This window comes from Phytobacter massiliensis JC163, assembly GCF_000321045.1.
Lineage (GTDB): Bacteria > Pseudomonadota > Gammaproteobacteria > Enterobacterales > Enterobacteriaceae > Phytobacter_A > Phytobacter_A massiliensis.
In genome coordinates, this window is record NZ_HE578948.1 from 224,803 (window position 1) to 249,246 (window position 24,444).

General features: G+C 56.2%; 22 protein-coding genes, 1 tRNA gene, 1 other RNA gene and 1 pseudogene. 16 read left to right on the forward strand and 9 right to left on the reverse strand.

What is annotated here, in order from left to right:
- The first annotated feature begins 50 nt into the window (after positions 1-50).
- The 4 genes from xylB to yiaA all read left to right on the forward strand — a co-directional run bounded on the left by xylB (position 51) and on the right by yiaA (position 3,646).
- Positions 51-1,505 (forward strand): xylulokinase, encoded by a 1,455-nt coding sequence (xylB, locus tag ENTHG_RS18495; RefSeq protein ID WP_044183183.1) that lies wholly within the window; start codon positions 51-53, stop codon positions 1,503-1,505.
- A gap of 134 nt (positions 1,506-1,639) precedes the next feature.
- Complete coding sequence (locus ENTHG_RS18500; protein ID WP_044183185.1) at positions 1,640-2,179, forward strand: isochorismatase family protein; 540 nt, start codon at positions 1,640-1,642, stop codon at positions 2,177-2,179.
- Positions 2,176-3,093, forward strand: coding sequence for a GlxA family transcriptional regulator (locus ENTHG_RS18505; protein ID WP_044183188.1), 918 nt, complete (start codon positions 2,176-2,178; stop codon positions 3,091-3,093). Before ENTHG_RS18500 ends, ENTHG_RS18505 begins: the two co-directional genes overlap by 4 nt.
- 109 nt (positions 3,094-3,202) lie before the next feature.
- Entirely contained in the window at positions 3,203-3,646 is a 444-nt protein-coding gene (gene yiaA, locus ENTHG_RS18510) for an inner membrane protein YiaA (RefSeq protein WP_044183191.1), read from the forward strand.
- Between the two features lie 32 nt (positions 3,647-3,678).
- Here yiaA and ENTHG_RS18515 read toward each other — a convergent pair whose 3' ends face one another.
- Positions 3,679-4,674: an acyltransferase gene (locus tag ENTHG_RS18515; protein WP_044183194.1), complete on the reverse strand. Its 996-nt coding sequence runs from the start codon at positions 4,672-4,674 to the stop codon at positions 3,679-3,681.
- Between the two features lie 168 nt (positions 4,675-4,842).
- Here ENTHG_RS18515 and ENTHG_RS18520 point away from each other — a divergent pair, with 168 nt between their 5' ends.
- The 4 genes from ENTHG_RS18520 (at position 4,843) to ENTHG_RS18535 (ending at position 8,718) form a co-directional block, all read left to right on the forward strand.
- Complete coding sequence (locus ENTHG_RS18520; RefSeq protein WP_425325305.1) at positions 4,843-5,142, forward strand: YsaB family lipoprotein; 300 nt, start codon at positions 4,843-4,845, stop codon at positions 5,140-5,142.
- Between the two features lie 105 nt (positions 5,143-5,247).
- The gene (gene glyQ / locus ENTHG_RS18525; protein ID WP_044183200.1) at positions 5,248-6,159 is read left to right on the forward strand and encodes a glycine--tRNA ligase subunit alpha; all 912 of its coding nucleotides are present in this window, start codon (positions 5,248-5,250) and stop codon (positions 6,157-6,159) included.
- A gap of 9 nt (positions 6,160-6,168) precedes the next feature.
- Positions 6,169-8,238: a glycine--tRNA ligase subunit beta gene (gene glyS / locus ENTHG_RS18530; protein ID WP_044183203.1), complete on the forward strand. Its 2,070-nt coding sequence runs from the start codon at positions 6,169-6,171 to the stop codon at positions 8,236-8,238.
- 327 nt (positions 8,239-8,565) lie between these two features.
- A complete protein-coding gene (locus tag ENTHG_RS18535) occupies positions 8,566-8,718 on the forward strand; it encodes a Hok/Gef family protein (protein ID WP_044183206.1) in 153 nt (50 codons plus the stop codon).
- Positions 8,719-8,903: 185 nt separating this feature from the next.
- On the opposite strand, the gene ENTHG_RS18540 is transcribed toward ENTHG_RS18535, so the two are convergent.
- A complete protein-coding gene (locus tag ENTHG_RS18540) occupies positions 8,904-9,194 on the reverse strand; it encodes an HTH-type transcriptional regulator (RefSeq protein ID WP_044183209.1) in 291 nt (96 codons plus the stop codon).
- Positions 9,195-9,576: 382 nt separating this feature from the next.
- Here ENTHG_RS18540 and ENTHG_RS18545 point away from each other — a divergent pair, with 382 nt between their 5' ends.
- Complete coding sequence (locus ENTHG_RS18545; protein WP_044183212.1) at positions 9,577-10,287, forward strand: DUF3053 domain-containing protein; 711 nt, start codon at positions 9,577-9,579, stop codon at positions 10,285-10,287.
- Between the two features lie 247 nt (positions 10,288-10,534).
- Positions 10,535-10,747 carry a transcription antiterminator/RNA stability regulator CspE gene (gene cspE, locus ENTHG_RS18550; RefSeq protein ID WP_044183215.1) on the forward strand — a complete coding sequence of 71 codons (213 nt, stop codon included), beginning with the start codon at positions 10,535-10,537 and terminating at the stop codon, positions 10,745-10,747.
- A gap of 49 nt (positions 10,748-10,796) precedes the next feature.
- On the opposite strand, the gene ghrB is transcribed toward cspE, so the two are convergent.
- The 5 genes from ghrB to ENTHG_RS18575 form a co-directional block, all read right to left on the reverse strand.
- On the reverse strand, positions 10,797-11,771 hold the full coding sequence (ghrB, locus tag ENTHG_RS18555) for a glyoxylate/hydroxypyruvate reductase GhrB (protein WP_044183218.1): 975 nt from the start codon (positions 11,769-11,771) through the stop codon (positions 10,797-10,799).
- A 20-nt stretch (positions 11,772-11,791) separates the two neighbouring features.
- Positions 11,792-13,078 (reverse strand): MFS transporter, encoded by a 1,287-nt coding sequence (locus ENTHG_RS18560; protein ID WP_044183221.1) that lies wholly within the window; start codon positions 13,076-13,078, stop codon positions 11,792-11,794.
- Between the two features lie 83 nt (positions 13,079-13,161).
- Entirely contained in the window at positions 13,162-14,100 is a 939-nt protein-coding gene (locus ENTHG_RS18565; protein WP_044183224.1) for a sugar kinase, read from the reverse strand.
- A gap of 4 nt (positions 14,101-14,104) precedes the next feature.
- The gene (locus tag ENTHG_RS18570; RefSeq protein WP_044183227.1) at positions 14,105-14,854 is read right to left on the reverse strand and encodes a sugar phosphate isomerase/epimerase family protein; all 750 of its coding nucleotides are present in this window, start codon (positions 14,852-14,854) and stop codon (positions 14,105-14,107) included.
- A 111-nt stretch (positions 14,855-14,965) separates the two neighbouring features.
- Positions 14,966-15,982 carry a LacI family DNA-binding transcriptional regulator gene (locus ENTHG_RS18575; protein WP_044183230.1) on the reverse strand — a complete coding sequence of 339 codons (1,017 nt, stop codon included), beginning with the start codon at positions 15,980-15,982 and terminating at the stop codon, positions 14,966-14,968.
- A gap of 204 nt (positions 15,983-16,186) precedes the next feature.
- Between ENTHG_RS18575 and ENTHG_RS18580 the strand changes: the two genes are divergently transcribed.
- Positions 16,187-18,517 carry a molybdopterin guanine dinucleotide-containing S/N-oxide reductase gene (locus ENTHG_RS18580; protein ID WP_106403326.1) on the forward strand — a complete coding sequence of 777 codons (2,331 nt, stop codon included), beginning with the start codon at positions 16,187-16,189 and terminating at the stop codon, positions 18,515-18,517.
- Here ENTHG_RS18580 and ENTHG_RS18585 read toward each other — a convergent pair.
- Together ENTHG_RS18585 and tag are read right to left on the reverse strand one after the other, a co-directional pair.
- Positions 18,480-18,926, reverse strand: coding sequence for an N-acetyltransferase (locus ENTHG_RS18585; protein WP_044183234.1), 447 nt, complete (start codon positions 18,924-18,926; stop codon positions 18,480-18,482). The two genes, ENTHG_RS18580 and ENTHG_RS18585, sit on opposite strands and share 38 nt — an antisense overlap.
- Positions 18,904-19,485 (reverse strand): DNA-3-methyladenine glycosylase I, encoded by a 582-nt coding sequence (gene tag / locus ENTHG_RS18590; protein ID WP_044183237.1) that lies wholly within the window; start codon positions 19,483-19,485, stop codon positions 18,904-18,906. The genes ENTHG_RS18585 and tag overlap by 23 nt, the downstream gene beginning before the upstream one ends.
- Before the next feature lie 226 nt (positions 19,486-19,711).
- Here tag and ENTHG_RS18595 point away from each other — a divergent pair, with 226 nt between their 5' ends.
- The 5 genes and pseudogenes from ENTHG_RS18595 to ENTHG_RS24445 all read left to right on the forward strand — a co-directional run bounded on the left by ENTHG_RS18595 (position 19,712) and on the right by ENTHG_RS24445 (position 24,095).
- Positions 19,712-20,401, forward strand: coding sequence for an autotransporter domain-containing protein (locus ENTHG_RS18595; RefSeq protein WP_044183241.1), 690 nt, complete (start codon positions 19,712-19,714; stop codon positions 20,399-20,401).
- 243 nt (positions 20,402-20,644) lie between these two features.
- Entirely contained in the window at positions 20,645-21,847 is a 1,203-nt protein-coding gene (locus ENTHG_RS18600) for an L-lactate MFS transporter (protein ID WP_044183245.1), read from the forward strand.
- A gap of 251 nt (positions 21,848-22,098) precedes the next feature.
- A pseudogene (eptB, locus tag ENTHG_RS18605) lies at positions 22,099-23,764 on the forward strand (kdo(2)-lipid A phosphoethanolamine 7''-transferase).
- Between the two features lie 89 nt (positions 23,765-23,853).
- A tRNA-Pro gene (locus ENTHG_RS18610) sits at positions 23,854-23,930 on the forward strand.
- A 30-nt stretch (positions 23,931-23,960) separates the two neighbouring features.
- Positions 23,961-24,095, forward strand: a non-coding RNA gene (locus ENTHG_RS24445) — RtT sRNA.
- Positions 24,096-24,444 lie beyond the last annotated feature (349 nt).

A 24,444-nucleotide genomic window follows, 5' to 3' on the forward strand; every position in this document is an offset into this window, starting at 1 on the left:
CCCGGCAGGCCTGTCGCTGCCGGGCGTCTCTTTTAAAGGAGTTAACCGCTATGTATATCGGGATAGATCTTGGCACATCGGGTGTGAAAGCCATTCTGTTGAGCGAGCAGGGTACGGTTCTGGCCTCGCAAACGGAAAAACTCACGGTTTCCCGTCCACACCCGCTCTGGTCAGAACAGGATCCCGACCACTGGTGGCAGGCGACGGATCGCGCCATTCGCGCCTTAGCGGAACAGCATTCATTACAGCAGGTGAAGGCGATCGGCCTTGCCGGGCAGATGCACGGCGCGACCCTGCTGGATAACGAAAACCGGGTGCTGCGCCCGGCTATATTATGGAACGACGGCCGTTGCGCCGAAGAGTGCGCGCTGCTGGAAGCGCAGGTAAAAGATTCACGCGCGATAACCGGCAATCTGATGATGCCCGGTTTTACCGCGCCGAAATTACTGTGGGTAAAACGCCATGAGCCTGACATCTTCGCCCGCGTGGCGAAGGTGCTGCTGCCCAAAGATTATCTGCGCCTGCTGATGACCGGCGACTATGCCTGCGATATGTCGGATGCGGCGGGAACGATGTGGCTTGACGTGGCGAAACGTGACTGGAGCGATGAGATGCTCGCCGCCTGCGGCCTGGGCCGCGGGCAGATGCCTGCGCTGTTTGAAGGCAGCGAGGTGACCGGTACGCTTCTGCCTGACGTCGCCCAACGCTGGGGAATGGCGGAAGTCCGGGTCGTTGCCGGCGGCGGCGACAACGCGGCGGGGGCCGTCGGCGTTGGCATGGCCGATGCCGGGCAGGCCATGCTTTCGTTGGGCACTTCCGGCGTTTACTTCGCCGTAAGCGAAGGCTTTCTCAGCAAACCAGAGAGCGCAGTGCACAGCTTCTGCCATGCCTTGCCGGGGCGCTGGCATCTCATGTCAGTCATGCTCAGCGCCGCGTCCTGTCTGGACTGGGCCGCAAGGCTCACTGGCCTGGGAACGGTGCAGGCGCTGATAGCGGCTGCGGAACAGGCCGATGAACAGGCGGGGGATCTCTGGTTTCTACCCTATCTTTCCGGCGAGCGGACGCCGCACAATAACCCGCAGGCGAAGGGCGTCTTTTTTGGTCTGACCCATCAGCACGGTCAGGGTGAGCTGGCCCGCGCGGTGCTGGAGGGCGTAGGTTATGCCCTGGCGGACGGTATGGATGTGGTGCACGCCTGCGGTATCGCGCCGAAAAGCGTGACGCTGATTGGCGGCGGGGCGCGCAGCAGCTACTGGCGGCAGATGCTGGCGGATATCAGCGGCCAGCAGCTCGACTATCGCACGGGCGGAGATGTCGGCCCGGCGCTGGGGGCCGCGCGGCTTGCGCAAATCGCGGTTAATCCTGACGTTCCGCTGGCGACGCTGCTGCCGCAGCTTCCTGTGGAGCAGCAGCATCTGCCGGATGCTGAGCGCCATGCGTGGTATCAGCCGCGCCGCGAGATCTTCCGCAAAATCTACCAGCAGCTGCTGCCGTTAATGTCGTAATCCCTTTCCCCCGCATCAGACGCGGGGGATGAAAAGCGGTCCCTGATAAGCATGAGGATGTCCTTTTTTGGTCTTAGCATCCTCACTGCACCTTGCCAGAATAGCAATACACCCACTGTGCAAGGAGTCCTGAAATGTCTCGTACCGCGCTTCTTAATATCGACACACAGCTGTCATTCTTCCATCGTGAGTACTGGCAGGAAGATGATTTCCCGGCTTTTCGTCAGGCCATGACAACGCTCATCAACGGCTGCGCGGCGCGTCAGGTGCCGGTCGTGGACATCTTTCACGTAGTGGAGAGCGGCCCCTTCTCGCTGGCCAGTGGCTATGTCGCGCCGATGCCTTTCCTGGCGCATCAGCCCGCTGCCGTGTTCTATAAGCACGTACACAACGCCTTTACCGACACCGGGCTGGATCGCTGGCTGCGCGGGCAGGATATTAACCATCTGATCATCTGCGGTATTCGCACCGAACAGTGCTGCGAAACCACCGCGCGGGTGGCCTCTGACCTCGGCTACAGGGTGACGTTTGTCAGCGAGGCGACATTAACCTTCCCGATGACGCACAAAGGCGTTACGCTGGATTGCGACGCGTTGCGCCATCGTACGGAAACGGTGCTTGCAGGCCGCTTCGCTACCTTAAAAACCGTGAGTGAAACGCTGGAATCGTTATGACAACAGATGTCTGGTTTGTGATGTTGCCGGGGGTGCTGGCGCTGGATATGACCGGCCCGGCAGAGACCTTCGCGCTGGCGGGAGACGCTTTTCGCCTGCATTACATCGGGCCAGACGCTGAGGTGCCGGTTTCAATCGGCCTGACGATGGGCAACATTCTTCCGTTGCCCGAAACGCTGCCGGAGGGCAGCCTGCTGGTGCTGCCCGGCGTGTGTGATTCCGCCCATTATTATGCCACCCCGCAGGCGGAGAAGGCGCGCCGCTGGCTGATGCGCCTGCAGCCTGCTATTCACAGCCAAAAGATTGCGCTGATGTGTGTCTGCTCCGGCTCCATGCTGGCAGCGAAAGCCGGGCTGCTGGGAGGCATCCAGTGCACCACGCACCACGATGTCATTGCCCGTCTGCGAGCGGCAGCGCCCACGGCGCTGGTGAAGGAAAACCGCATTTTTATTGAAGACCGGGGCATCTGGACCAGCGCGGGCATCACCTCGGGCATCGACCTGGCGCTGCACCTTATTCATCGTCTCTGTGGACCGGCAACGGCGCTGGCGGTGGCGCGGGAGATGGTGGTCTGGTTTCGCCGCTCCGGCGACGATCCGCAGCTATCCCCCTGGCTGCGTTACCGCAACCATCTGCATCCGGCGGTGCATCGCGCCCAGGATCTGCTCACCGCGGAGCCGCAGAAGCCCTGGCAACTCGCAGAGATCGCCGGGCGCGTTCATGTCAGCTCGCGTCATCTGACACGCCTCTTTCAGCAGCATTTAGGTATTAGCGTGCGCGATTACCTTGAGCAGCTGCGGCTGGCAATTGCCGAGCAGTGCCTGTTGCAGGGGCGCGGCGTCGAGCAGGCAGCGCTGGCGGCCGGGTTTTCCTCACCGCGGCAGCTTCATCGGGCGCGGCATCGCGTGGCGTAACCCTTTCTCTAATATATCCGCAGACAAATTCTGAAAAGTATTCCACCGTCTATTTCTTTACGTTCGAACGTTTAAGATGGTCGGACCAATTCAATGGAGGGTTGTTTTTATGGATAAAAACGCAGCACACTTTTCTCCCGCTTTTAACATCGTTTCGTGGATAGCTCTCATGGGCGGCGTTATCGCCTATCTGGTCGGGCTGTGGAACGCGCAGATGGAACTCAATGAACGCGGGTACTATTTCGCCGTACTGGTGCTGGGGCTGTTTGCCGCCGCCTCTTATCAGAAGACAGTACGTGATAAATACGAAGGCATTCCCACAACGTCTATCTATTACATGATGTGCCTGGTCGCATTTATCATCGCAGTCGGTTTATTGCTGGTCGGGTTGTGGAATGCCACCCTGCTGCTCAGTGAAAAGGGCTTCTATGGCCTTGCGTTCTTTCTCAGCCTGTTTGGCGTCGTCGCGGTGCAGAAAAACGTCCGCGACGGCTGGGTAATGACAGAGCCTGAGCCGGAGCCGGTACAGCACGTCAACGATATGCAGGAATAATAAACGGGCCCGATAGCTATCGGGCCCGTTTTTTAACTCACATAACGCCGGGTATCAATGCGTTGCAGCAGCATCGACAATATCAGGCTCCCCGCCAGCGTAGCGGAAAATATCCATACGATATCCAGTATCGGCCAGCTTTTTATTTCAATGCCGCGCGTCCGTAGCGCGTGAATAATCAACGCGTGAAAACCATAAATCGCCAGCGAATGGCGTGAAATAAGCCCCAGTCCCGGCAGAGCACGCTGGTTAAGCGTGTTTTTTACTAGCGTCAGAAGCGATACGGCGCAGAGAAAGACCAGCGGCCCGCAATATAAATACCAGGTGTCGGCGAAATTGCCTCGCCATCTCAGTTCATGCAGGGTGCCGCGGGATATAGCAAAAACCGCCAGCGCAAACAGCGCTCCGCTTATTAACGACAGATATTTTTTTTGCGTATCAAGCATGCCCAGCGCCCGGCCAAGCAGGCCATAAAGGACATAGTAAAAGGTATCGCCATTAATATAGAGGTTTACCGGCAGCCACTCCACGCCGCCCGCTTTTTGCGAGACGGTATTCGGGTTGGCGATAATGCCAATCACGATAATTAATGCCAGCAACATCTTGCCGCCGATCTGTTTTACCTGAATCAGTGGCGATACCAGATAAATGACAATAATGGCGAAGAAAAACCACAGGTGATAGAACACGGGCTTCTGTAACAGGTTTTTTATCGATAATTCGCTGTTTATAGAGGTGAAGAAGGCGATGTACAGCAGCGCAACGACGCTGTAGAAAACCAGACACAGCCCGATACGCAAAAAATGGCGCGGCTGCGCGCTACGTTCGCCAAAGAAGAGATACCCCGAAATCATAAAAAACAGCGGTACGCTGACCCGTGAGGCCGAGTTAAGGATATTGGCGACATCCCAGTCGAAGGTCGTGACGCTGGCGGCGTTAGTGATATACCAGGTTGTGGTATGGATCATTACCACCATTAAACAGGCGATCCCTCGCAGGTTATCTATCCAGTGAATTTTCGACGGCATCAGTTCCTCATTTTCCTGTTAAATATCCTCTGACTGGCTATTGTTCCATTTTTTCCCGGGAAAATTCCGAGTTTTCCCCTTCGTGCTTGTCTGGCCCGCGCGGGATTTGCAGAATTTACGCCCTCTCTTCTTAAAAATAACAGCGGTCTGGCCAGGTGGTAAAAAATGATGAAAGCAAGTGCGTCGGCTCTGATGCTGTTGTTACTGTCCGGTTGTAGCACTCCGTCGGATAGCCCGGCGCAACAGGCGCAGAAAGGAAAGGTTGGCCCGGCGCATTCTCTTTCGATGGAGCAGCTCTGCCGACAAAATGCCGCCCGGCGCTACAATACCGACACCCGGCAAATCGCCGTCATCGGGTTTGAACAGTTTCAGAGCAGCTACGAGATGCGTGGCTTTACTCCCCGAAAGGAAGCGTTTGTCTGCACTTTCGACACGGAAGGCCGGTTTTTACACCTGTCGATGCGCTAGTTCTTCAATTTTCCTTAAACAGCGCCGTTTCGTACTGTATATCTTGCAGCCAGCGGGTATACTGGTCGCTTCCTTTAAATCCACACGTATCCAGCACGAAATACTATGCAAAAGTTTGATACCAGGACCTTTCAGGGCCTGATCCTGACCTTACAGGATTACTGGGCTCGCCAGGGCTGCACCATTGTTCAACCACTGGACATGGAAGTCGGCGCGGGCACCTCTCACCCGATGACCTGTCTGCGCGCACTGGGGCCGGAGCCAATGGCATCCGCCTATGTTCAGCCTTCTCGTCGTCCTACCGACGGGCGCTATGGCGAAAACCCCAACCGTTTACAGCATTATTACCAGTTCCAGGTGGTGATTAAGCCATCACCCGACAACATTCAGGAGCTGTATCTCGGGTCGCTGAAAGAGCTGGGTATGGACCCGACTATTCACGATATTCGTTTCGTCGAAGACAACTGGGAAAACCCGACGCTGGGCGCCTGGGGTCTGGGTTGGGAAGTGTGGCTGAACGGCATGGAAGTGACGCAGTTCACCTACTTCCAGCAGGTCGGCGGCCTGGAGTGCAAGCCGGTCACCGGTGAGATCACCTACGGCCTGGAGCGTCTGGCGATGTACATCCAGGGCGTGGACAGCGTTTACGATCTGGTCTGGAGCGATGGCCCGCTGGGTAAAACCACCTATGGCGACGTCTTCCATCAGAACGAAGTGGAGCAATCCACCTACAACTTCGAATACGCGGACGTGGATTTCCTCTTCACCTGCTTCGAGCAGTACGAGAAGGAGGCCCAGCAGCTGCTGGCGCTGGAGAACCCGCTGCCGCTGCCCGCTTACGAGCGTATTCTGAAAGCCGCCCACAGCTTCAACCTGCTGGATGCGCGTAAAGCCATCTCCGTCACCGAGCGTCAGCGCTACATTCTGCGCATTCGCACCCTGACCAAAGCGGTAGCAGAAGCTTACTACGCTTCCCGTGAAGCCCTTGGCTTCCCGATGTGCAACAGAACGAAATAAGAGGCGGCCATGTCTGAGAAAACTTTCCTGGTGGAGATCGGCACCGAAGAGCTGCCACCAAAAGCACTGCGCAGCCTGGCTGAATCCTTTGCTGCGAATTTTACCGCGGAGCTGGACAACGCTGGCCTCGCGCACGGCAACGTAGAGTGGTTTGCCGCCCCGCGCCGTCTGGCGCTGAAAGTGGCGAATCTGGCGGAGTCTCAGCCGGATCGTGAAGTCGAAAAACGCGGCCCGGCCGTAGCCCAGGCATTTGACGCCGAAGGCAAACCCAGCAAAGCGGCTGAGGGCTGGGCGCGCGGCTGCGGCATCACCGTTGATCAGGCCGAGCGTCTGACCACCGATAAAGGCGAATGGCTGCTCTATCGCGCCCATGTGAAAGGCGAAAGTGCTGAAGCGCTGCTGCCGAACATGATTGCCACTTCACTGGCGAAGCTGCCGATCCCGAAACTGATGCGCTGGGGCGCGTCTGACGTGCATTTCGTGCGTCCGGTTCATACCGTCACGCTGCTGCTGGGCGATAAAGTCATTCCGGCCACTATTCTGGGTATTCAGTCCGATCGCGTGATTCGCGGTCATCGCTTTATGGGCGAGCCGGAGTTCACTATCGACAATGCCGACCAGTATCCGCACATTCTGCTGGAGCGCGGTAAAGTCATCGCCGACTACGAAGCGCGTAAAGCGAAAATCAAAGCCGATGCAGAAGAGGCGGCGCGTAAAATTGGCGGCAATGCCGATCTGAGCGAAAGCCTGCTGGAAGAAGTGGCCTCGCTGGTGGAATGGCCAGTGGTGCTGACGGCGAAATTCGAAGAGAAATTCCTCGCCGTTCCGGCTGAGGCGCTGGTCTACACCATGAAAGGCGACCAGAAATATTTCCCGGTTTACGCGGCCGACGGCAAACTGCTGCCGAACTTCATCTTCGTGGCTAACATTGAATCCAAAGACCCGCAGCAGATCATCTCCGGCAACGAGAAGGTGGTTCGTCCGCGTCTGGCGGATGCAGAGTTCTTCTTTAATACTGACCGTAAAAAGCGTCTGGAAGACCACCTGCCGCGCCTGCAAACCGTGCTGTTCCAACAGCAGCTGGGCACGCTGCGTGATAAAACCGACCGCATTCAGGCGCTGGCTGGCTGGATTGCCGGGCAGATTGGCGCAGATGTGAACCACGCGACCCGCGCGGGCCTGCTCTCCAAGTGCGATCTGATGACCAACATGGTCTTCGAGTTCACCGACACCCAGGGCGTGATGGGGATGCACTACGCGCGCCATGACGGCGAAGCGGAAGATGTAGCCGTTGCGCTGAACGAGCAGTACCAGCCGCGCTTTGCGGGTGACGCGCTGCCCTCTAACCCGGTCGCCTGCGCGGTGGCGATTGCCGACAAGATGGACACTCTCGCGGGTATCTTCGGCATTGGCCAGCACCCGAAAGGCGACAAAGACCCGTTCGCGCTGCGCCGCGCCGCGCTGGGCGTGCTGCGTATCATCGTCGAGAAGAACCTGAATCTGGATCTGCAGACGCTGACCGAAGAGGCGGCGCGTCTGTACGGCGACAAGCTGACCAACGCCAACGTCGTGGATGATGTTATCGACTTTATGCTTGGCCGCTTCCGCGCCTGGTATCAGGATGAAGGCTATACCGTTGACACCATTCAGGCGGTGCTGGCGCGTCGTCCGACCCGTCCGGCTGACTTTGATGCCCGTATGAAGGCGGTATCGCACTTCCGCACCCTGGAAGCGGCATCCGCACTGGCGACGGCAAACAAGCGCGTCTCCAATATTCTGGCGAAGTCGGATGAAACGCTGAATGACATCGTTCACGCGTCTGTATTGAAAGAGGCGGCGGAAATGGCGCTGGCCCGAGACCTGGTAGTGCTGCGCGACAAATTGCAGCCCTATTTCGCCGAAGGCCGCTATCAGGAGGCGCTGATTGAGCTGGCTTCCCTGCGCCAGCCGGTGGATGCGTTCTTTGAGAACGTGATGGTCAATGCGGAAGATAAAGATGTGCGCATCAACCGTCTGACGCTGCTGTCCAAACTGCGTGAGCTGTTCTTGCAGGTAGCGGATATTTCCCTGCTGCAATAACCGTTCGCCATTAAATAAAAAACCTGCCTCCGGGCGGGTTTTTTATTATTAACGGATGCTGTTATTTGTTTCATTAATAATTATTCTGCGAATACGTTATTCTATATTATTCATTGGCGGGAAATTTTTTAGGAATGCGTTAACAGCGTTCGACAGGTTATTTGCGTTAGAATAGCTGCGGGTGCTTGAGACTATCTGTCTCAGGTATTCACCGAATGACAGACAGAGAAAAGCCCCACCTGACTATAAATCAAAGTGAGGCCCCTCTATGCTAGACAACATAAAGGTAGCCTCTTACTTGTTGAAAAGCAATACTGGAGGCCGGGAATGCCGCAAAAACCGTTGTTAAGTACTTTAATAGTGGTATGTGTCACTATTTTATTATTTACCTTAATGGTAAGAGATTCTTTATGCGAGCTGCATATTAAGCAGGGAGCAACAGAACTGGCGGCAATACTGGCTTGCAGCAACGAAAAGTAAGAGTGTCTGGCGGGGAGTCATCCCCGCCTTATTGGCGTTGAGCATTCTCATGCACCCATTTTTATTCGCTTTACCATTAATAAGAAAAAAGCAGAGGCGATAAAATAATTTAGCATGCCCCAGAAAACATAAACCCCCGTCATGGCGGGGGTTGGGCATCAGAGGCTTACTTAACGCTTAAACGCTTAATCCATTAGCTGCTTGCTCAGCTTCGGGTTGGCATGGATAAGGCGCATTAACTTCATTTCGGTAGCGGAAGGGCGAATACGCTTCGATTCCCACTCTTTTACCATAGCAACGCTAACGCCCATCGCGCGAGCGAAGTCATCTATTTTTAACCCGGTGCCTCTGCGTAATTGTTCAAACTCATTGAAAGAGTTAGGCTTTTGTGTCAGGGCAGCCGTCTGTGTAACATCTTTAAAAACGATCTGTTCCAGACTGCTCAGCAGCTCAAACATCGGATCTTGATACTCCATTGAGAACTCCTCGTAAATCACACACAGCGGATTCATAATTCAGCAACAGTAAGAGTAGTCGCAAAAATCCCGTGTGGTAGCTCACAGAAACGATATATTTCATGCAAATGGCCTTTTAATGCTTTCAGAATGCACATTTAAACGTTTCGATGAAGGTAATTGATTGATTCATCAACAGGTGGGTTTTCAGCGTATTTTTTTGTAAATAGTTAGCAAAAAATGGCATGACGAAAACCCCTGGCTGGGCTTCACCGTTTCTCCCCCGCGCCAGGGTCAAGAAAGCATGGAAAAGGGTATCCTGCGAAGCCGACCTGGACTATTCTTGTCAGCGTCAGACACGCGTGTGTCGGTGTGCGCTTTTTTGGTTGAAAGGAGTAATAAAATGGCGACAGGAAAGTCCTGCTCTCGCTGGTTTGCGCCTCTTATGGCGCTGTTGATGGTAGTTGGCCTGAGTGGGTGTTTTGATAAAGAGGGCGATCAGCGCAAGGCGTTTATCGATTTCCTGCAAAATACAGCAATGCGTAGCAGTGAGCGTCTGCCCGCGTTGACGGCTGACCAGAAGAAACAGTTCGGCCCGTTTGTTTCTGATTATGCGATCCTCTACAGCTATTCCCAGCAGGTGAATCAGGCGATGGATTCCGGTCTGCGTCCGGTCGTGGATAGCGTTAATGCCATTCGCGTTCCGCAGGATTATATGACGCAGCGCGAGCCGCTCCGTCAGGCTAACGGGTCGCTGGGAGTGTTAAGCCAGCAGTTGCAGAATGCGAAAATGCAGGCCGATGCTTCGCATTCCGCATTAAAACAGGCGGAAGATCTGAAGCCGGTCTTCGACCAGGTCTATTCGAAAGTGGTGACTAACCCGGCGAATGCGTTGCAGCCGCTTATCCCGGCGGCACAGACATTCACCCAGCAGCTTGTGCAGGTGGGGGACTTTATCGCGCAGCAGGGCACTCAGGTGAGCTTTGTCGCTAACGGTATTCAATTCCCGACCTCCCAACAGGCGAGCGAGTACAACACGCTTATTGGCCCGCTGGCGTCGCAGCATCAGGCGTTTACGCAGGCCTGGAGCGCGGCGGTTAACGCCACCCAGTAAATGTGACCAACCCCGCACTAAAGCGGGGTTTTTTTCTGAAAGGTGAAAATAAAGCTTGTGCTTGGGGCCGCAAGTATGTGTTAATACACCTCGTCGGTTTGTTACACAGACCTAAAGCAGTTTAGTCAAGTAGTCCTCAGGTATTATCTAAATATCCTACGTAGTGACCCTTCCTTCATCGCTTAAAAAATCTGTAACGCATACCATCGCGCCGGAAGGCTCAATAATTTTTTAAAAGGTAATATCTATGTCTAACAAAATGACTGGTTTAGTAAAATGGTTCAACGCTGACAAAGGTTTCGGTTTCATCACTCCTGACGATGGCTCTAAAGACGTGTTCGTACACTTCTCTGCTATCCAGAACGATGGCTACAAATCTCTCGACGAAGGCCAGAAAGTCTCTTTCACTATCGAAAGCGGCGCTAAAGGCCCGGCAGCAGCGAACGTTACCAGCCTGTAAGTTCTGCTCGCCCTGAATTAAAAAACCCGCCTTTCGGCGGGTTTTTGCGTTATTGACGAACCTGCGGGTTCACACAGTTTTTCTCCACCTTATCGTTTAAGGCGTCAATCAGGTTATCCACCGCGCAGGCCGCCATGCCGTAACGCGTTTCATGCGTTGCAGAGCCAATATGGGGGAGCGCCACCACGTTGGGTAACGTCAACAGCGGCGACTCTTTTGGCAGCGGTTCCTGCTCAAAAACATCCAGCCCGGCGGCATGAATCTCACCGCTTTTCAGCGCCTCGATAAGCGCGTTTTCATCGACGACCGGGCCGCGGCCCGCGTTAATGAAAATGGCGGACGACTTCATCAGGGCGAACTTCTCAGCGTTAATCAGATGATGCGTCTCGTCGGTATAGGGCAGCACCAGACAGACATAATCCGCCTCTTTTAGCAGGGTATTGAGATCGCAATAACGTGCCTGGAAACGGGTCTCCGCCTCGGTATGCTGGCGACGCGCGTTATACAGAATCGGCATGTTAAAGCCACAGTGGGCGCGCTGCGCCAGCGCAAGCCCGATGCGGCCCATCCCGACGATACCCAGCGTTTTATGATGCACATCCACGCCGAACCAGTCCGGGCCAATGCTGCTCGTCCATTCGCCTTTTTTCACCCGCTCGGCGACCTCTACCACCCGGCGAGCGGTGCTCAGCACCAGCGCCATGATCGTATCGGCGACGGTTTCCGTCAGCACGGTAGGGGTGTGCATCAGCAGGATTTTCCTGTCATTCAGCGCATCGACATCAAAGTTGTCGTAACCCACCGAGATAGTGGACGTGGCGCGCAGCTTCGGCATCTTCTCCAGCAGTGAGGCATCCACCTTTTCACTGGAACCCAGCAGGCCCTCTGCACTGGCAAACGCCTCGGCATGTTGCTCCACCGTTTCCGGATGCAGGTTTGCCACCTGCGTAACGGTGAAATGGGCCTCCAGGCGTTGTTTCAGGTCATCAGGCAGTGCTTTATACAGGATGATGGACGGCTTCATGGGGTCTCCCTCGTTAGATTTCAGACGTGACGTGCGCCTGTCGGATACGTTTTATTGTTAGCAGGGGTTGGTTTAACAATCAAAGTAAGCCACACAGAGACAAAAAGCGCTACCCCCATAAATATGTACGATGCCGCCGGGCTGCCGGTTGCGCCGTTCAGGTAGCCCACAAACCACGAACCAAAGAACGAGCCGAGCGCGCCCATACTGTTAATCAGCGCCATCGCGCCGCCCGCGACATTACGCGGCAGCATTTCGGGAATAATGGCGAAGAAGGGACCATACGGCGCATACATCGCGGCGCCTGCGATAACCAGCAGTGTGTAAGAAGCCCAGAAGTGGTTCGCCCCTACTGCCCATGAGCCGATAAAGGCAAATGCGGCAATCAGCAGCAGCGGCCAGACGAACAGCTTACGGTTTTGCAGTTTATCCGACGCCCAGGAGGCGAGGATCATGGCGATGGTCGCCGCCAGATAGGGTACGGAAGAGAGCCAGCCCACTTCTACCATGCCAAGGTTGGCGCCGCCGCTGCGGATAATCGATGGCAGCCACAGTACAAAACCATACACCCCAATGCTCCAGGCGAAATATTGCAGGCAAAGCAGAATCACGTTGCGCGAGCGGAAGGCTTCACCGTAGTTACGCACCGCTTTAATCCCCTGCTGCTCCTGGTCCAGCTGCGCCTGTAACGCGGTCTTTTCATCTGCTGATAACCAGCCAACCTGCGTCGGTTTGTCCCGGACCAGCATCCACCAGGCGAAGGCCCAGATAACCGCGGGCACGCCTTCAATGATGAACATTTCACGCCAGCCCAGCGCCTGAATCAGATAGCCTGAAACCACCGACATCCACAGCACCGTCACCGGGTTACCCAATATAAGGAAGGTGTTAGCGCGGGAGCGTTCCGATTTGGTAAACCAGTTACTGATATAAATTAGCATCGCAGGCATAACTGCGGCTTCCACCACGCCAAGAATAAAGCGAATGGCGGCAAGCATCGGAATGTTGTTAACCACCCCGGTCAGCGAGGCGCAGGCGCCCCACAGAATAAGGCAGATAAAAATCAGTTTCCGCACGCTGCGGCGTTCTGCGTACACCGCGCCGGGGATCTGGAAGAAGAAATAGCCAAGGAAGAAGAGGGCGCCGAGCAGGGAGGAGACGCCTTTGGTGATGCCCAGGTCCTCATTGATACCCGCAGCGGAAGCAAAACTAAAGTTTGCCCGATCGAGGTAAGCCAGACTGTAAGTGATAAACACAATCGGCATAATATAGAGCCAGCGTTTTGCTGCGTTCGTCGAGGTTTTCATAAGGTTGCCTCTATGGTTGAGGTTTAGGCCGCCTGCGTGTAGGGCACAGAGCGGCTGAAGATGACTATGTTGGGGGAAGAGGGCTACTCGCCCAGCTCCTCGCGCGTTGGCAGACCTTCACTGTCACCCAGTACCTGGATCGCCAGCGAGCCGATTTTATTGCCGCGCGCGACGGCCTGCGGCAGCGTTTTGCCCTCCAGCAGGGCGCTGATGACGCCAACGGCAAAGCCATCGCCGGCACCGACGGTATCCACCACGTTTTCAACTTTTATTGCCGCTACCGCGCCCTGTTCGCCGCTGGCGGTTTTAAACCACGCGCCGTCGGCACCGGTTTTAATCACCACCGCTTTGACGCCGCGCTGCAGGTAAAAATCGGCAATGCCCTCGGGCGTTGTTTCGCCGGTGAGGATCGTCCCCTCTTTTAACCCTGGCAAAACCCAGTCAGCCTGGAAGGCGAGGCGGTTAAGTTTTTCCACCATCTCCGCTTCGCTTTTCCACAGCACCGGCCGCAGATTCGGGTCGAAGGAGATAGTCTTATCCTGGGCTTTCATCACCTTTGCCGCATGTTCCAGTAGCGCATACGAGGTGGGGGAGAGTGCGGCGGCGACGCCGCTCAGGTGCAAATGGCGCGCCTGATTAAAGGCCGCGGCGTTAAAATCTTCCGGCGAGAGGTGGCTGGCAGCCGATCCTTTACGAAAATATTCCACAATGGGATCGGTTCCATCGTCGGCTTTCGATTTCAGCTGAAAGCCGGTAGCGTAACGGCCATCAATAGTGACGCAGCCCGCGTCGATGCGCTCTTTTTTCAGCGAGTTCAGCACGAAGCGGCCAAAACTGTCGTCGCCTACCCGGCTGACCCAGCAAACTTTCATGCCGAGGCGCGCCAGTCCGGTGGCAACGTTCAGTTCCGCGCCCGCAACGCGCTTCACAAACTGTTCCGCATCGGCCAGATCGCCGGTTTCGGTGGCGACAAACATGGCCATCGCTTCGCCGATAGTGATGACATCAAGCCGGTTCTGCATGGCGTTACTCCTCACGTAACAAATTAACGTAGTGACGGGTGACGGCGGTGAGGTCGGCACCTTCAAGGGGGAATTCGATACCGCGGGGGGCATCGGCTGGCAGCATATCGAGCAATGCCAGCCAGCGTTCATCGGCATGATCCGGCGCAACGGCGCGGAAACTGTCGCCGTGGGGCGCGGCGGCCTTCACATGAATATAGCTCACCGCCGACGCCAGATGGCGGGCGGCCTCTTCCGGCGAGTCGCCAACCCACAGCCAGTTGCCGGCATCGAAGGTGAGGGTAACGGGCAGGCGTAACGCTTCGCAGTCGGCCTGAAAACGGCGCATCGGCGCAAGCTTTCCACATTCGGTCTGATCGTTTTCCACCACCAGCGCCATGCCGCTGTCAGCAAGCCAGCGACGCAGCGTCTCCAGCGCGCCCGGCTGCTGATAGTGACCCAGCGAGACTTTCAGCCACAGGGACTTAAGGGTCGTGGCTTCTTCCAGCAGGGCGGGGAGACTGGGGTTCAGCGTGCCGTCTTCCATGCATAAGGGTTCCGGCGCGGAGTAGCAGGCCTGCAACTCATGGGCCTCAATGGCGAAAGCCAGTGAAGAGAGGTGGCGGCGCTCCTCAGGGCTGAGAAGTTCACGGCGTATTTCAACGCCGTCCGCGCCCGCGTCGGCAATCAGCGGCAGCGTGGCAAGCTGCCCGCCCATCGCGGCGACCTGGGTGCTGCCATAGGCGGCGGTGACAACGATGATTTTACGTTTCATCTTCCGGTTCCCCTCGGGTAAAGACTGTTTGATTGCCTTTAACGCTAGATGGAACCGGTTCCAAAGAGAAGCTCAGCGTGCTGAATTTATGATCGGCATCACGAAGGTTAATTATCGGGCGGTAGAGCCGCGAACAATTAGTTCGCCGGAGAAAAGCCGTTCGCGCACCGTATCCCGGGTGCCTTCAATGCGTTGCACAACCTGTTCGATCGCGGCATAGCCAATCTGCCAGGTGGGCTGTTTCAACGTGGTGATGCCAACGCCCGCCAGTTCGGCCCATTCAAGTTCGTCAAAGCCGAGCAGGCCGATATCGCTGCCCCAGTGCAGGCCAATGCGCCGCAGCGAGCGGGCAACCTGTAGCGTGAGCGCGCCGTTAGCCGAGATCACCGCCTTACGCATGCCCCGATGGCGGGAATGGAACTGGCGCAAGACGTTATCAATCTGGTCTGCTTCTTGAAGCGGCGTTTCGGCGTTCTCCGCCACCGCGCCGGGATAGCGGGCAAGCGTGGTGCGAAAGGCTTCCAGCCGCTCCCGACGGGTATTCACCGTTCCCAGCGGTTCGCTGAGGAACAGCAGCGCTTCAAAGCCCTGTTCAATCAGGTGTTCAGTGGCGGTAGTGGCGGCCTGAACATTGTCGAGCCCGACGACATCGCAGGCAAAGTCGGGAATTTTGCGGTCAATCAGCACCATTGGCAGGGACGACTGCTGCAGGCGGTTCAGCCCCTCTTCACGCATGCCGACCGCATTCACCACAATGCCCTCCACCTGGTAACTGCGCAGTAAATCCAGATAGTGCAGCTCCTGATCTATCTCGTTATTGGTGTTGCAGACCAGCGGGGTGAAGCCTTTTTCCCGGCAGGCGGCCTCAATGCCGCTCAGTACATGTACGGAGTAGGGGTTGGTAATATCGGCAATAATCAGGCCGATAAGCCGGGTGCGGCCACGTTTGAGCCCGCGCGCCATCAGGCTGGGACGATAGTCGAGTTCGGCGATGGCCTGTTCAATACGCGCCAGCAGCGCCTCCGACAGCAGGTGTTTCTCGCCGTTCAGATAGCGTGAAATGCTGGTTTTGCCCGTTTTTGCCGCCTTTGCCACATCACTGATCGTCGGGCGCGTTGTTTTCGCCATACCGGCTTCCCTCGCGGTTACTGTGTGCCCACACCATAGCGCGAAAATCCGCGCAGGCAAGAGGGAAAAGGCCTTATCCCGCCGCGAGCGTTTCTCATGCCGATTAATTCTTTGCCAACTGGCACGGCGTGTGGATGATAGAGCCAGTTCATAAGGCAGTACCCGACAGACTGCCACATCACCTGCAAGCATCAGGAGCACGCGTTGACCACTCCGGAAATTAAAACAGTTCTTACGGCCGCCCACTGGGGGCCGATGTTAGTCGAAACCGATGGTGAGACGGTGCTCTCATCACGGGGCGCGCTACCCACCGCCCAGCCCAATTCCCTGCAAACGGTAGTGCGCGACCAGGTGCACAGCAACACCCGCGTGCGCTTTCCGATGGTGCGTAAAGGGTTTCTCGCTTCGCCAGACAGCCCGCAGGGCGTGCGCGGGCAGGATGAATTTGTACGCGTAAGCTGGGATGAAGCGCTGGCCTTAATTCACCAGCAGCATAAACGGATCCGCGAGCAGCATGGCCCGGCGTCGATTTTTGCCGGTTCTTACGGCTGGCGCTCGAATGGGGTGCTGCATAAGGCGGCCACCCTGCTCCAGCGTTATATGAGCCTGGCGGGCGGCTATACCGGCCATCTGGGGGATTACTCTACCGGCGCGGCGCAGGCGATCATGCCGTATGTGGTGGGCGGCAATGAGGTGTATCAGCAGCAGACCAGCTGGCCGATGGTGCTGGAACACACCGATGTGGTGGTGCTGTGGAGCGCCAACCCGCTTAACACGCTGAAAATTGCCTGGAACGCGTCGGACGAGCAGGGTATCGGCTGGTTTGACGCGCTGCGTAAAAGCGGGAAAAAGCTGATCTGCATCGATCCGATGCGATCGGAGACGGTAGCGTTTTTCGGCGATAGCATGGAGTGGATCGCCCCGCATATGGGCACTGACGTGGCAATGATGCTCGGCATTGCCCACACCCTGGTGGAAAATGGCTGGCAGGACGACGACTTCCTGAGCCGCTGCACCGAAGGGTATGAGCACTTCGCCGCTTACCTGACGGGGGAAAGCGACGGCGTGGCGAAAACTGCTGAATGGGCAGCCGAAATTTGCGGCGTAAGTGCGGCGAAAATCCGCGAACTGGCGCAACTTTTTCATGAAAATACCACCATGTTGATGTCCGGCTGGGGGATGCAGCGCCAGCAGTTCGGCGAGCAGAAGCACTGGATGCTGGTGACGCTTGCCGCCATGCTCGGCCAGATCGGCACCCCCGGCGGCGGCTTTGGACTTTCCTATCACTTTGCCAACGGCGGCAACCCTACGCGACGCGCGGCGGTGCTGGCGTCCATGCAGGGTTCGGTAAAGGATGGCGTGGACGCGGTGGAAAAAATTCCCGTGGCGCGCATCGTTGAGGCGCTGGAAAACCCCGGCGCGTTTTACCAGCACAACGGTATGGACCGGCACTTCCCGGATATCCGCTTTATCTGGTGGGCCGGCGGCGCGAATTTCACCCATCATCAGGACACCAACCGCCTGATCCGCGCCTGGCAAAAGCCAGAGCTGATTGTGATTTCCGAATGCTTCTGGACGGCGGCGGCGAAACACGCGGATATTGTGCTGCCCGCCACCACATCCTTTGAGCGCAACGATTTAACCATGACCGGCGACTACAGCAACCAGCATCTGGTGCCGATGAAACGCGTGGTGCCGCCACGCGATGAGGCGCGAGATGATTTCGAGGTGTTTGCGGAGCTTAGCGAGCGCTGGGAGACGGGAGGCCGGGCGCGTTTTACCGAAGGCAAAAGCGACCTGCAGTGGCTGGAGACCTTCTATCAGATTGCCCAGCAGCGCGGGGCGAGCCAGCAGGTGACGCTGCCGCCGTTTGCCCAGTTCTGGGAGGCTAACGAACTGATTGAAATGCCGGAAAGCGAAGAGAATGCCCGTTTTGTCCGCTTCGCTGACTTTCGCCGCGACCCGCAGGCCTTTCCGCTGAAAACCGACAGCGGCAGGATTGAGATTTACTCCCGTCGCATCGCCAGCTTCGGCTACGCCGATTGCCCGCCGCACCCTATGTGGCTTGCGCCAGACGAGTGGCACGGCAACGCCGAAGCGGAGCAGTTGCAGGTACTCTCCGCCCATCCGGCGCATCGTCTGCACAGCCAGCTAAACTACTCCGCGCTGCGGGAACAGTATGCGGTGGCCGGACGTGAACCTGTTACCCTGCATCCGCAGGACGCCAGCGCGCGCGGTATCGCCGACGGCGATCTGGTGCGGGTATGGAACCAGCGCGGGCAGGTGCTGGCAGGGGCTGTGGTTACCGATGGCATTCGCCCTGGCGTTATCTGCATTCACGAAGGCGGCTGGCCGGATCTCGACCCTGCCGCCGGGGGGATTTGCAAAAACGGCGCCGTCAACGTGCTGACAAAAGACCTGCCCAGTTCACGGCTGGGCAACGGCTGCGCCGGAAACACCGCGCTGGCGTGGGTGGAAAAGTATATCGGCCCGGCCCTTACGCTGACGGCGTTTGATCCGCCTGCCAGCTCATGATCCACGTCGGGTGTTGCGTTTCATCCTGCCAGGCGCTGTCCTCTATGCGAAAGCCCTGAGCGTGATAGAAACTCACCGCCCGTTCGTTCTTCTGGTACACCTCCAGACTTAAGGCGCTATAGCGCTGTTTGACATGGTCAAGCAGCGCTTTGCCTTTTCCCTGGCCCAGCGCGTCAGGACGCACAAAAAGCGCGCCGATAAACTGCATCTCCAGCACGCTGATAAAACCCTGCGGCACGCCGTTTTCCTCCAGTACCCAGGTGCGGGCGGAGGGGAGGTAGACATCACGCACCAGCGGCTCGCTCTCCCGCCAGTAGCTTTCGCTGATAAAGGGATGAGCGTAAATGGTGCTCTCCAGCCACAGGCTGAGCAGGGGGGCCGTCTCTTTACTGTTCCACTCGACGATCATGCTGCCCTCCGGGATGACAAAAACAGCCCGTAAGATGGTCATTAACCAGACCGCAGGCCTGCATAAATGCATAACAGATAGTTGTGCCGACAAATTTAAAGCCGCGCTTTTTCAGCGCCTTTGACAGCGCGTAGGAAACGGGCGTCGAAGCCGGGATCCCGGCAAGCGTCGCCGCCTGGGTCACCTGCGGCGTATGGTCAGTAAAAGACCAGATAAACTCGGCGAAGGGCTCGCCGTTCTGCTCCATAGCCAGCAAGGCGCGGGCATTGTTGATGATCGCCTCGATTTTACCCCGGTGGCGAATGATACCGGCATCCAGCACCAGCCGCTCAACGTCCTCCGGCCCCATCGCCGCCACTTTTTCCGGGTCGAAATCATGGAAGCAGCGGCGGTAGTTCTCGCGTTTTTTCAGGACGGTAATCCACGATAAACCGGCCTGCTGTCCCTCCAGGCAGATCATCTCGAAGAGTTTTTTACGGTCCGTTTGTGGGATACCCCACTCGTTATCGTGATAATCCAGATAAAGGGGGTCCTGTGTTACCCAACCACAACGCTGCATATCCTTTCTCCGTTGCTGATTTTTAAAAAATAAAATGCAGGCCCGGCTTGACGTGCCTGCTAAAAAGACAATAGTTAATAAAGGGATTTTTCCGTCAGGTTGCGGGATTGATATGCCCTCTACCGTAAACAGCACTGAGTTTAGCGATGTAAACCTGCCCCGGTCAGATCCTCAACAACAACGATAACAAATATGCCGGATTCGGCTCTTTTCCGGAGTCGCATTAATGAAAATAACATACAGTGGCCGTTTGCTGATGGCAGTGCCTGTTTGTCTGCTTTTCACTTCCCCAGCATTCGCCTGGCAGCAAGAATATATCGCGGCCGACCCGCAAAATAATATGGCTGAGCGCTATACATGGGACAGCGATCACCAGCCAGACTATAACGATATTCTGGCAGAGCGGATTCGCTCCTCGCAAAGCGCCCCCGGCGTGGCGTTTAATTTACCTGACGATACGCCGCTGGATGCCGTGAGCACCATGAGTATCGGCTGGAATATTCCTCTGCCCGGCAATGTCATGACCGGGCCGGTGGCCGTCTGGCATTACGATGGTTCCACCACCTCTATGTATAACGAATTCGGCGATAGCGTCACCGCGCAGCCCTATGACGACCCGCTCTGGCATGCCAGCGTCAGTTCGCTCGGCTGGCGCGTGGATAGCCGGCTGGGCGACGTGCGGCCCTGGGCGCAAATCAGCTACAACCAGCAGTTTGGCGAGAACGTCTGGAAAAGCCAGTCCGGGCTGAACCGCCTTTCGGCTGCCAATCAGTATGGCAACTGGCTGGATGTGACCCTCGGCGCGGATATGCTGCTCAATCCGCATCTGGCGGCTTACGCGTCGTTTTCGCAGTCGGAAAACTGGATGACCGGGCAAAATTACCTCTATAGCATGGGGGTCAGCGCCCGCTTTTGATGCGTATTAAATACAAAGTTTTTACATTGCGGAAACAATAATGACGCACTCTACGTTGATAGTATGCGCTCACTAACTTAATGATTTTTCGCACCTTCTTTTTTCGCGCTGCCATTCATTCCGGTTTCAATGCATTTCATTCCTTCTCCGCTGCATTTCATGCCTTTTTAACCCTGGCGTGAAATGCGCTTCGCTATCGTTGTCAGCAGTGAATTCCTTAACTTTCTCCGCAGGACAACTGCTATGACAACATCATTCTCTCACCGCACTCGCTGGTTGACCCTTTTGGGCACCATCATTACGCAGTTCGCGTTAGGATCGGTCTATACCTGGAGCCTGTTTAACAGCGCCCTGGCGGATAAGCTCGATGAGCCGGTAAGCCAGGTGGCCTTCTCTTTTGGTCTGTTAAGCCTTGGGCTGGCGCTCTCTTCTTCCGTCGCGGGCAAATTGCAGGAACGTTTTGGCGTAAAACGCGTCACCATGGCCTCCGGCATTATGCTGGGCGTCGGCTTTTTCCTCACCGCCCACTCAAATAACCTGATGATGCTGTGGCTGAGCGCCGGGGTGCTGGTGGGTCTGGCCGATGGCGCAGGCTACCTGTTAACCCTCTCTAACTGCGTAAAATGGTTCCCGGAGCGTAAGGGGCTTATTTCCGCCTTCTCTATCGGCGCTTATGGCCTGGGCAGCCTTGGCTTTAAGTTTATCGACAGCCAGCTCCTTGCTTCCGTGGGTCTGGAACAGACCTTTGTTATCTGGGGCGCGATTGTACTGGTGATGATTGTCTGCGGTTCGCTGCTGATGACCGATGCGCCAGAACAGAAGGCGAGCGTGGTAAACGGCGTGGTGGAAAACGACTTCACCCTTGCGCAGTCTATGCGTAAACCGCAGTACTGGATGCTGGCGGTCATGTTCCTCACCGCCTGCATGAGCGGTCTGTATGTGATTGGCGTGGCGAAAGATATTGCCCAGGGAATGGTGCATCTGGATGTCGCTACCGCCGCTAATGCGGTCACGGTAATCTCCATCGCCAACCTGTCAGGCCGCCTGGTGCTGGGGATCTTGTCCGATAAGATTGCCCGTATCCGCGTGATCACGATAGGCCAGGTGATTTCGCTGGTGGGTATGGCCGCGCTGCTCTTCGCGCCGCTGAACGCGATGAGTTTCTTCGCCGCTATCGCCTGTGTAGCCTTTAACTTCGGCGGCACGATTACCGTCTTCCCGTCGCTGGTAAGCGAATTCTTTGGTCTTAATAACCTGGCGAAAAACTACGGTGTGATTTACTTAGGGTTTGGTATCGGCAGCATCTGCGGTTCGATTATCGCGTCGCTGTTCGGCGGTTTCTATGTCACCTTCTGCGTGATTTTCGCCCTGCTGATCCTGTCGCTGGCCCTGTCGACCACGATCCGCCAGCCGCAGCGTCACGCTTACGAGCCAGTCCACGCCTGAGGCGTCGTGACAAGGCAGTAGACATTTCCTGAATTAATGCCAAATAGACGGCCATATATTTTTGTAAATATATGGCCGGATCACATTCCCTGTAGACACTTTTCCCCCCGCCTGTGGTCTACTTATCCGCGCTTAAGAAGTTCCTGAACTAACTTCCCCCGCGTTTATTGCCCATCGGATGCTGATGACCAGCGTCGGGCAGCGTTAATTTCCCTTTTTCCAGGGTTGCTTGCATGAGTTATATCAAAGCGATGACGCAGCAGAGATTAAGTTTTCTGCTGGCGTTATATATCGGCTTATTTATGAATAGCGCAGTTTTTTACCGTCGGTTTGACGGTTATGCGCAAGCCTTCACCGTCTGGAAAGGACTCTCTGCGGTTGTTGAACTGGTTGCCACGGTGCTGGTGACTTTCTTTTTACTTCGTATGCTCTCGCTGTTTGGTCGTCGCGCCTGGCGCGTGCTGGCATCGCTGGTGGTGCTCTTTTCCGCCGCCGCCAGCTATTACATGACCTTCCTTAATGTGGTGATTGGTTACGGGATTATCGCCTCTGTGATGACGACCGATATCGATCTCTCCAAAGAGGTGGTGGGCTGGCAGCTTATCGCCTGGGTGGCGATTGTCAGCATTGTGCCGCTGCTCTCTATCTGGAATAACCGCTGCCGTTATACCCTGCTGCGCCAGCTGCGTACCCGCGGGCAGCGGTGGCGTAGCCTGGCGCTGGTGATGGTAGCCGCTTTGATGGTGTGGGGGCCGATTCGTCTGCTCGATCTGCAACAAAAAGAGGTGGAGCGCAGTTCCGGCGTCGATATGCCCAGCTATGGCGGCGTGGTAGCCAACTCCTATCTCCCCTCTAACTGGCTCTCCGCGCTGGGGCTGTATGCCTGGGCGCAGGTGGATGAGTCAACGGACTACAAATCGTTGATTAACCCGGCCACAAAATTTAATTACGTTGCGCCAAAGGATATCGACGACACCTATGTGGTGTTTATCATTGGCGAAACCACGCGCTGGGACCATATGGGAATGCTGGGCTATTCCCGTAATACCACGCCGAAGCTGGCACAGGAGAAAAACCTGGTCGCCTTCCGCGGTTACTCCTGCGACACCGCCACCAAGCTTTCGCTGCGCTGTATGTTTGTGCGCGAGGGCGGGGCGGATGATAACCCGCAGCGCACGCTGAAAGAGCAGAACGTCTTTGCGGTGCTTAAGCAGCTGGGCTTCTCGTCCGATCTCTACGCGATGCAGAGCGAGATGTGGTTTTACAGCAACACCATGGCGGACAACATCGCCTACCGCGAGCAGATCGGCGCCGAGCCGCGCAACCGGGGCAAAAAATGTCGACGACATGTTGCTGATTCAGGAGATGCAGCGCTCGCTGGATAACAATACGCAGGGCAAGCATTTAATTGTGCTGCATACCAAAGGCTCGCACTTTAACTACACCCAGCGTTATCCGCGCAGCTTTGCGCAGTGGAAGCCGGAGTGCGTTGGCGTGGACAGCAAATGCAGCAAGCAGGAGCTGATCAACTCTTACGACAACTCGGTCACCTACGTGGATCACTTTATCGATACGGTGATTGATAAGCTGCGCGATAAGAAGGCGATTGTCTTCTACGCGGCGGATCACGGCGAGTCGATTAATGAGAAGGAGCACCTGCACGGCACGCCGCGCAAGATGGCGCCGCCAGAGCAGTTCCGGGTACCGATGATGGTATGGATGTCGGATAAGTATCTGCAAAACCCGGATAAAGCGAAGATGTTCGCCCATCTCAAGCAGCAGGCGGCGATGAAAGTGCCCCGCCGCCACGTTGAGCTGTACGACACCATCATGGGCTGCCTGGGTTATACCTCGCCAAACGGCGGGATTAACGAAAATAACAACTGGTGTCATCTGCCGACGGACGCGGCGAAGTAAGGACTGGCGGCTTTATCGCCAGTCAGGCGGCTTTTTTACATTAAAGGATTGACGGTAGGGGTGTGTGGCAGTAAGATGCGCCCCGCATTCGGTGATTGGCGCAGCCTGGTAGCGCACTTCGTTCGGGACGAAGGGGTCGGAGGTTCGAATCCTCTATCACCGACCAAATTCGAAAAGCCTGCTCAATGAGCAGGCTTTTTTGCATCTGTGCCAACGAGGATGAGAACCTCCGGGGGTGGAGGTTCGACTCGAGCGAAGCGAGAGAACGTTGCGCCAGCAACGGCCCGCAGGGCGAGCCACGCAGTGGCGAGTAATCATCTGGCACCGACCAATTTAGAAAAGCCAGCCTTCGGGCTGGCTTTTTGCTTTCCGGAGTTTGTGAGGATGAGTATACGTAGCCCGGATAAGGCAACGCCGCATCCGGGAATCCCGGGTGCGCTCACGCTTACCCGGGCTACGCCTTATCCGGGTTACGGTTTTCCCCTCACCTTATTTCCCCCTGCCCATTAACGTTTCTGTGACATATTCCATTGTATTTTTTATATATAGTTAAATCTTTTTTCGCGTTGCTTATAGATAACCCCAGCATTTTCCGCTGTGCGTTTTAACGTTCGCGGTATTAATCGCTCATATATTCAGCATTCCGTAAGAAATTTTTCAGAAACTGCTCAAACGATAAA

Bases quoted from the DNA above. Each gene is read 5' to 3' on its own strand.
- xylB (WP_044183183.1), top strand. From the start codon at position 51: ATGTATATCGGGATAGATCTTGGCACATCGGGTGTGAAAGCCATTCTG.
- ENTHG_RS18500 (WP_044183185.1), top strand. From the start codon at position 1,640: ATGTCTCGTACCGCGCTTCTTAATATCGACACACAGCTGTCATTCTTC.
- ENTHG_RS18505 (WP_044183188.1), top strand. From the start codon at position 2,176: ATGACAACAGATGTCTGGTTTGTGATGTTGCCGGGGGTGCTGGCGCTG.
- yiaA (WP_044183191.1), top strand. From the start codon at position 3,203: ATGGATAAAAACGCAGCACACTTTTCTCCCGCTTTTAACATCGTTTCG.
- ENTHG_RS18515 (WP_044183194.1), bottom strand. From the start codon at position 4,674: ATGCCGTCGAAAATTCACTGGATAGATAACCTGCGAGGGATCGCCTGT.
- ENTHG_RS18520 (WP_425325305.1), top strand. From the start codon at position 4,843: ATGAAAGCAAGTGCGTCGGCTCTGATGCTGTTGTTACTGTCCGGTTGT.
- glyQ (WP_044183200.1), top strand. From the start codon at position 5,248: ATGCAAAAGTTTGATACCAGGACCTTTCAGGGCCTGATCCTGACCTTA.
- glyS (WP_044183203.1), top strand. From the start codon at position 6,169: ATGTCTGAGAAAACTTTCCTGGTGGAGATCGGCACCGAAGAGCTGCCA.
- ENTHG_RS18535 (WP_044183206.1), top strand. From the start codon at position 8,566: ATGCCGCAAAAACCGTTGTTAAGTACTTTAATAGTGGTATGTGTCACT.
- ENTHG_RS18540 (WP_044183209.1), bottom strand. From the start codon at position 9,194: ATGGAGTATCAAGATCCGATGTTTGAGCTGCTGAGCAGTCTGGAACAG.
- ENTHG_RS18545 (WP_044183212.1), top strand. From the start codon at position 9,577: ATGGCGACAGGAAAGTCCTGCTCTCGCTGGTTTGCGCCTCTTATGGCG.
- cspE (WP_044183215.1), top strand. From the start codon at position 10,535: ATGTCTAACAAAATGACTGGTTTAGTAAAATGGTTCAACGCTGACAAA.
- ghrB (WP_044183218.1), bottom strand. From the start codon at position 11,771: ATGAAGCCGTCCATCATCCTGTATAAAGCACTGCCTGATGACCTGAAA.
- ENTHG_RS18560 (WP_044183221.1), bottom strand. From the start codon at position 13,078: ATGAAAACCTCGACGAACGCAGCAAAACGCTGGCTCTATATTATGCCG.
- ENTHG_RS18565 (WP_044183224.1), bottom strand. From the start codon at position 14,100: ATGCAGAACCGGCTTGATGTCATCACTATCGGCGAAGCGATGGCCATG.
- ENTHG_RS18570 (WP_044183227.1), bottom strand. From the start codon at position 14,854: ATGAAACGTAAAATCATCGTTGTCACCGCCGCCTATGGCAGCACCCAG.
- ENTHG_RS18575 (WP_044183230.1), bottom strand. From the start codon at position 15,982: ATGGCGAAAACAACGCGCCCGACGATCAGTGATGTGGCAAAGGCGGCA.
- ENTHG_RS18585 (WP_044183234.1), bottom strand. From the start codon at position 18,926: ATGATCGTCGAGTGGAACAGTAAAGAGACGGCCCCCCTGCTCAGCCTG.
- tag (WP_044183237.1), bottom strand. From the start codon at position 19,485: ATGCAGCGTTGTGGTTGGGTAACACAGGACCCCCTTTATCTGGATTAT.
- ENTHG_RS18595 (WP_044183241.1), top strand. From the start codon at position 19,712: ATGAAAATAACATACAGTGGCCGTTTGCTGATGGCAGTGCCTGTTTGT.
- ENTHG_RS18600 (WP_044183245.1), top strand. From the start codon at position 20,645: ATGACAACATCATTCTCTCACCGCACTCGCTGGTTGACCCTTTTGGGC.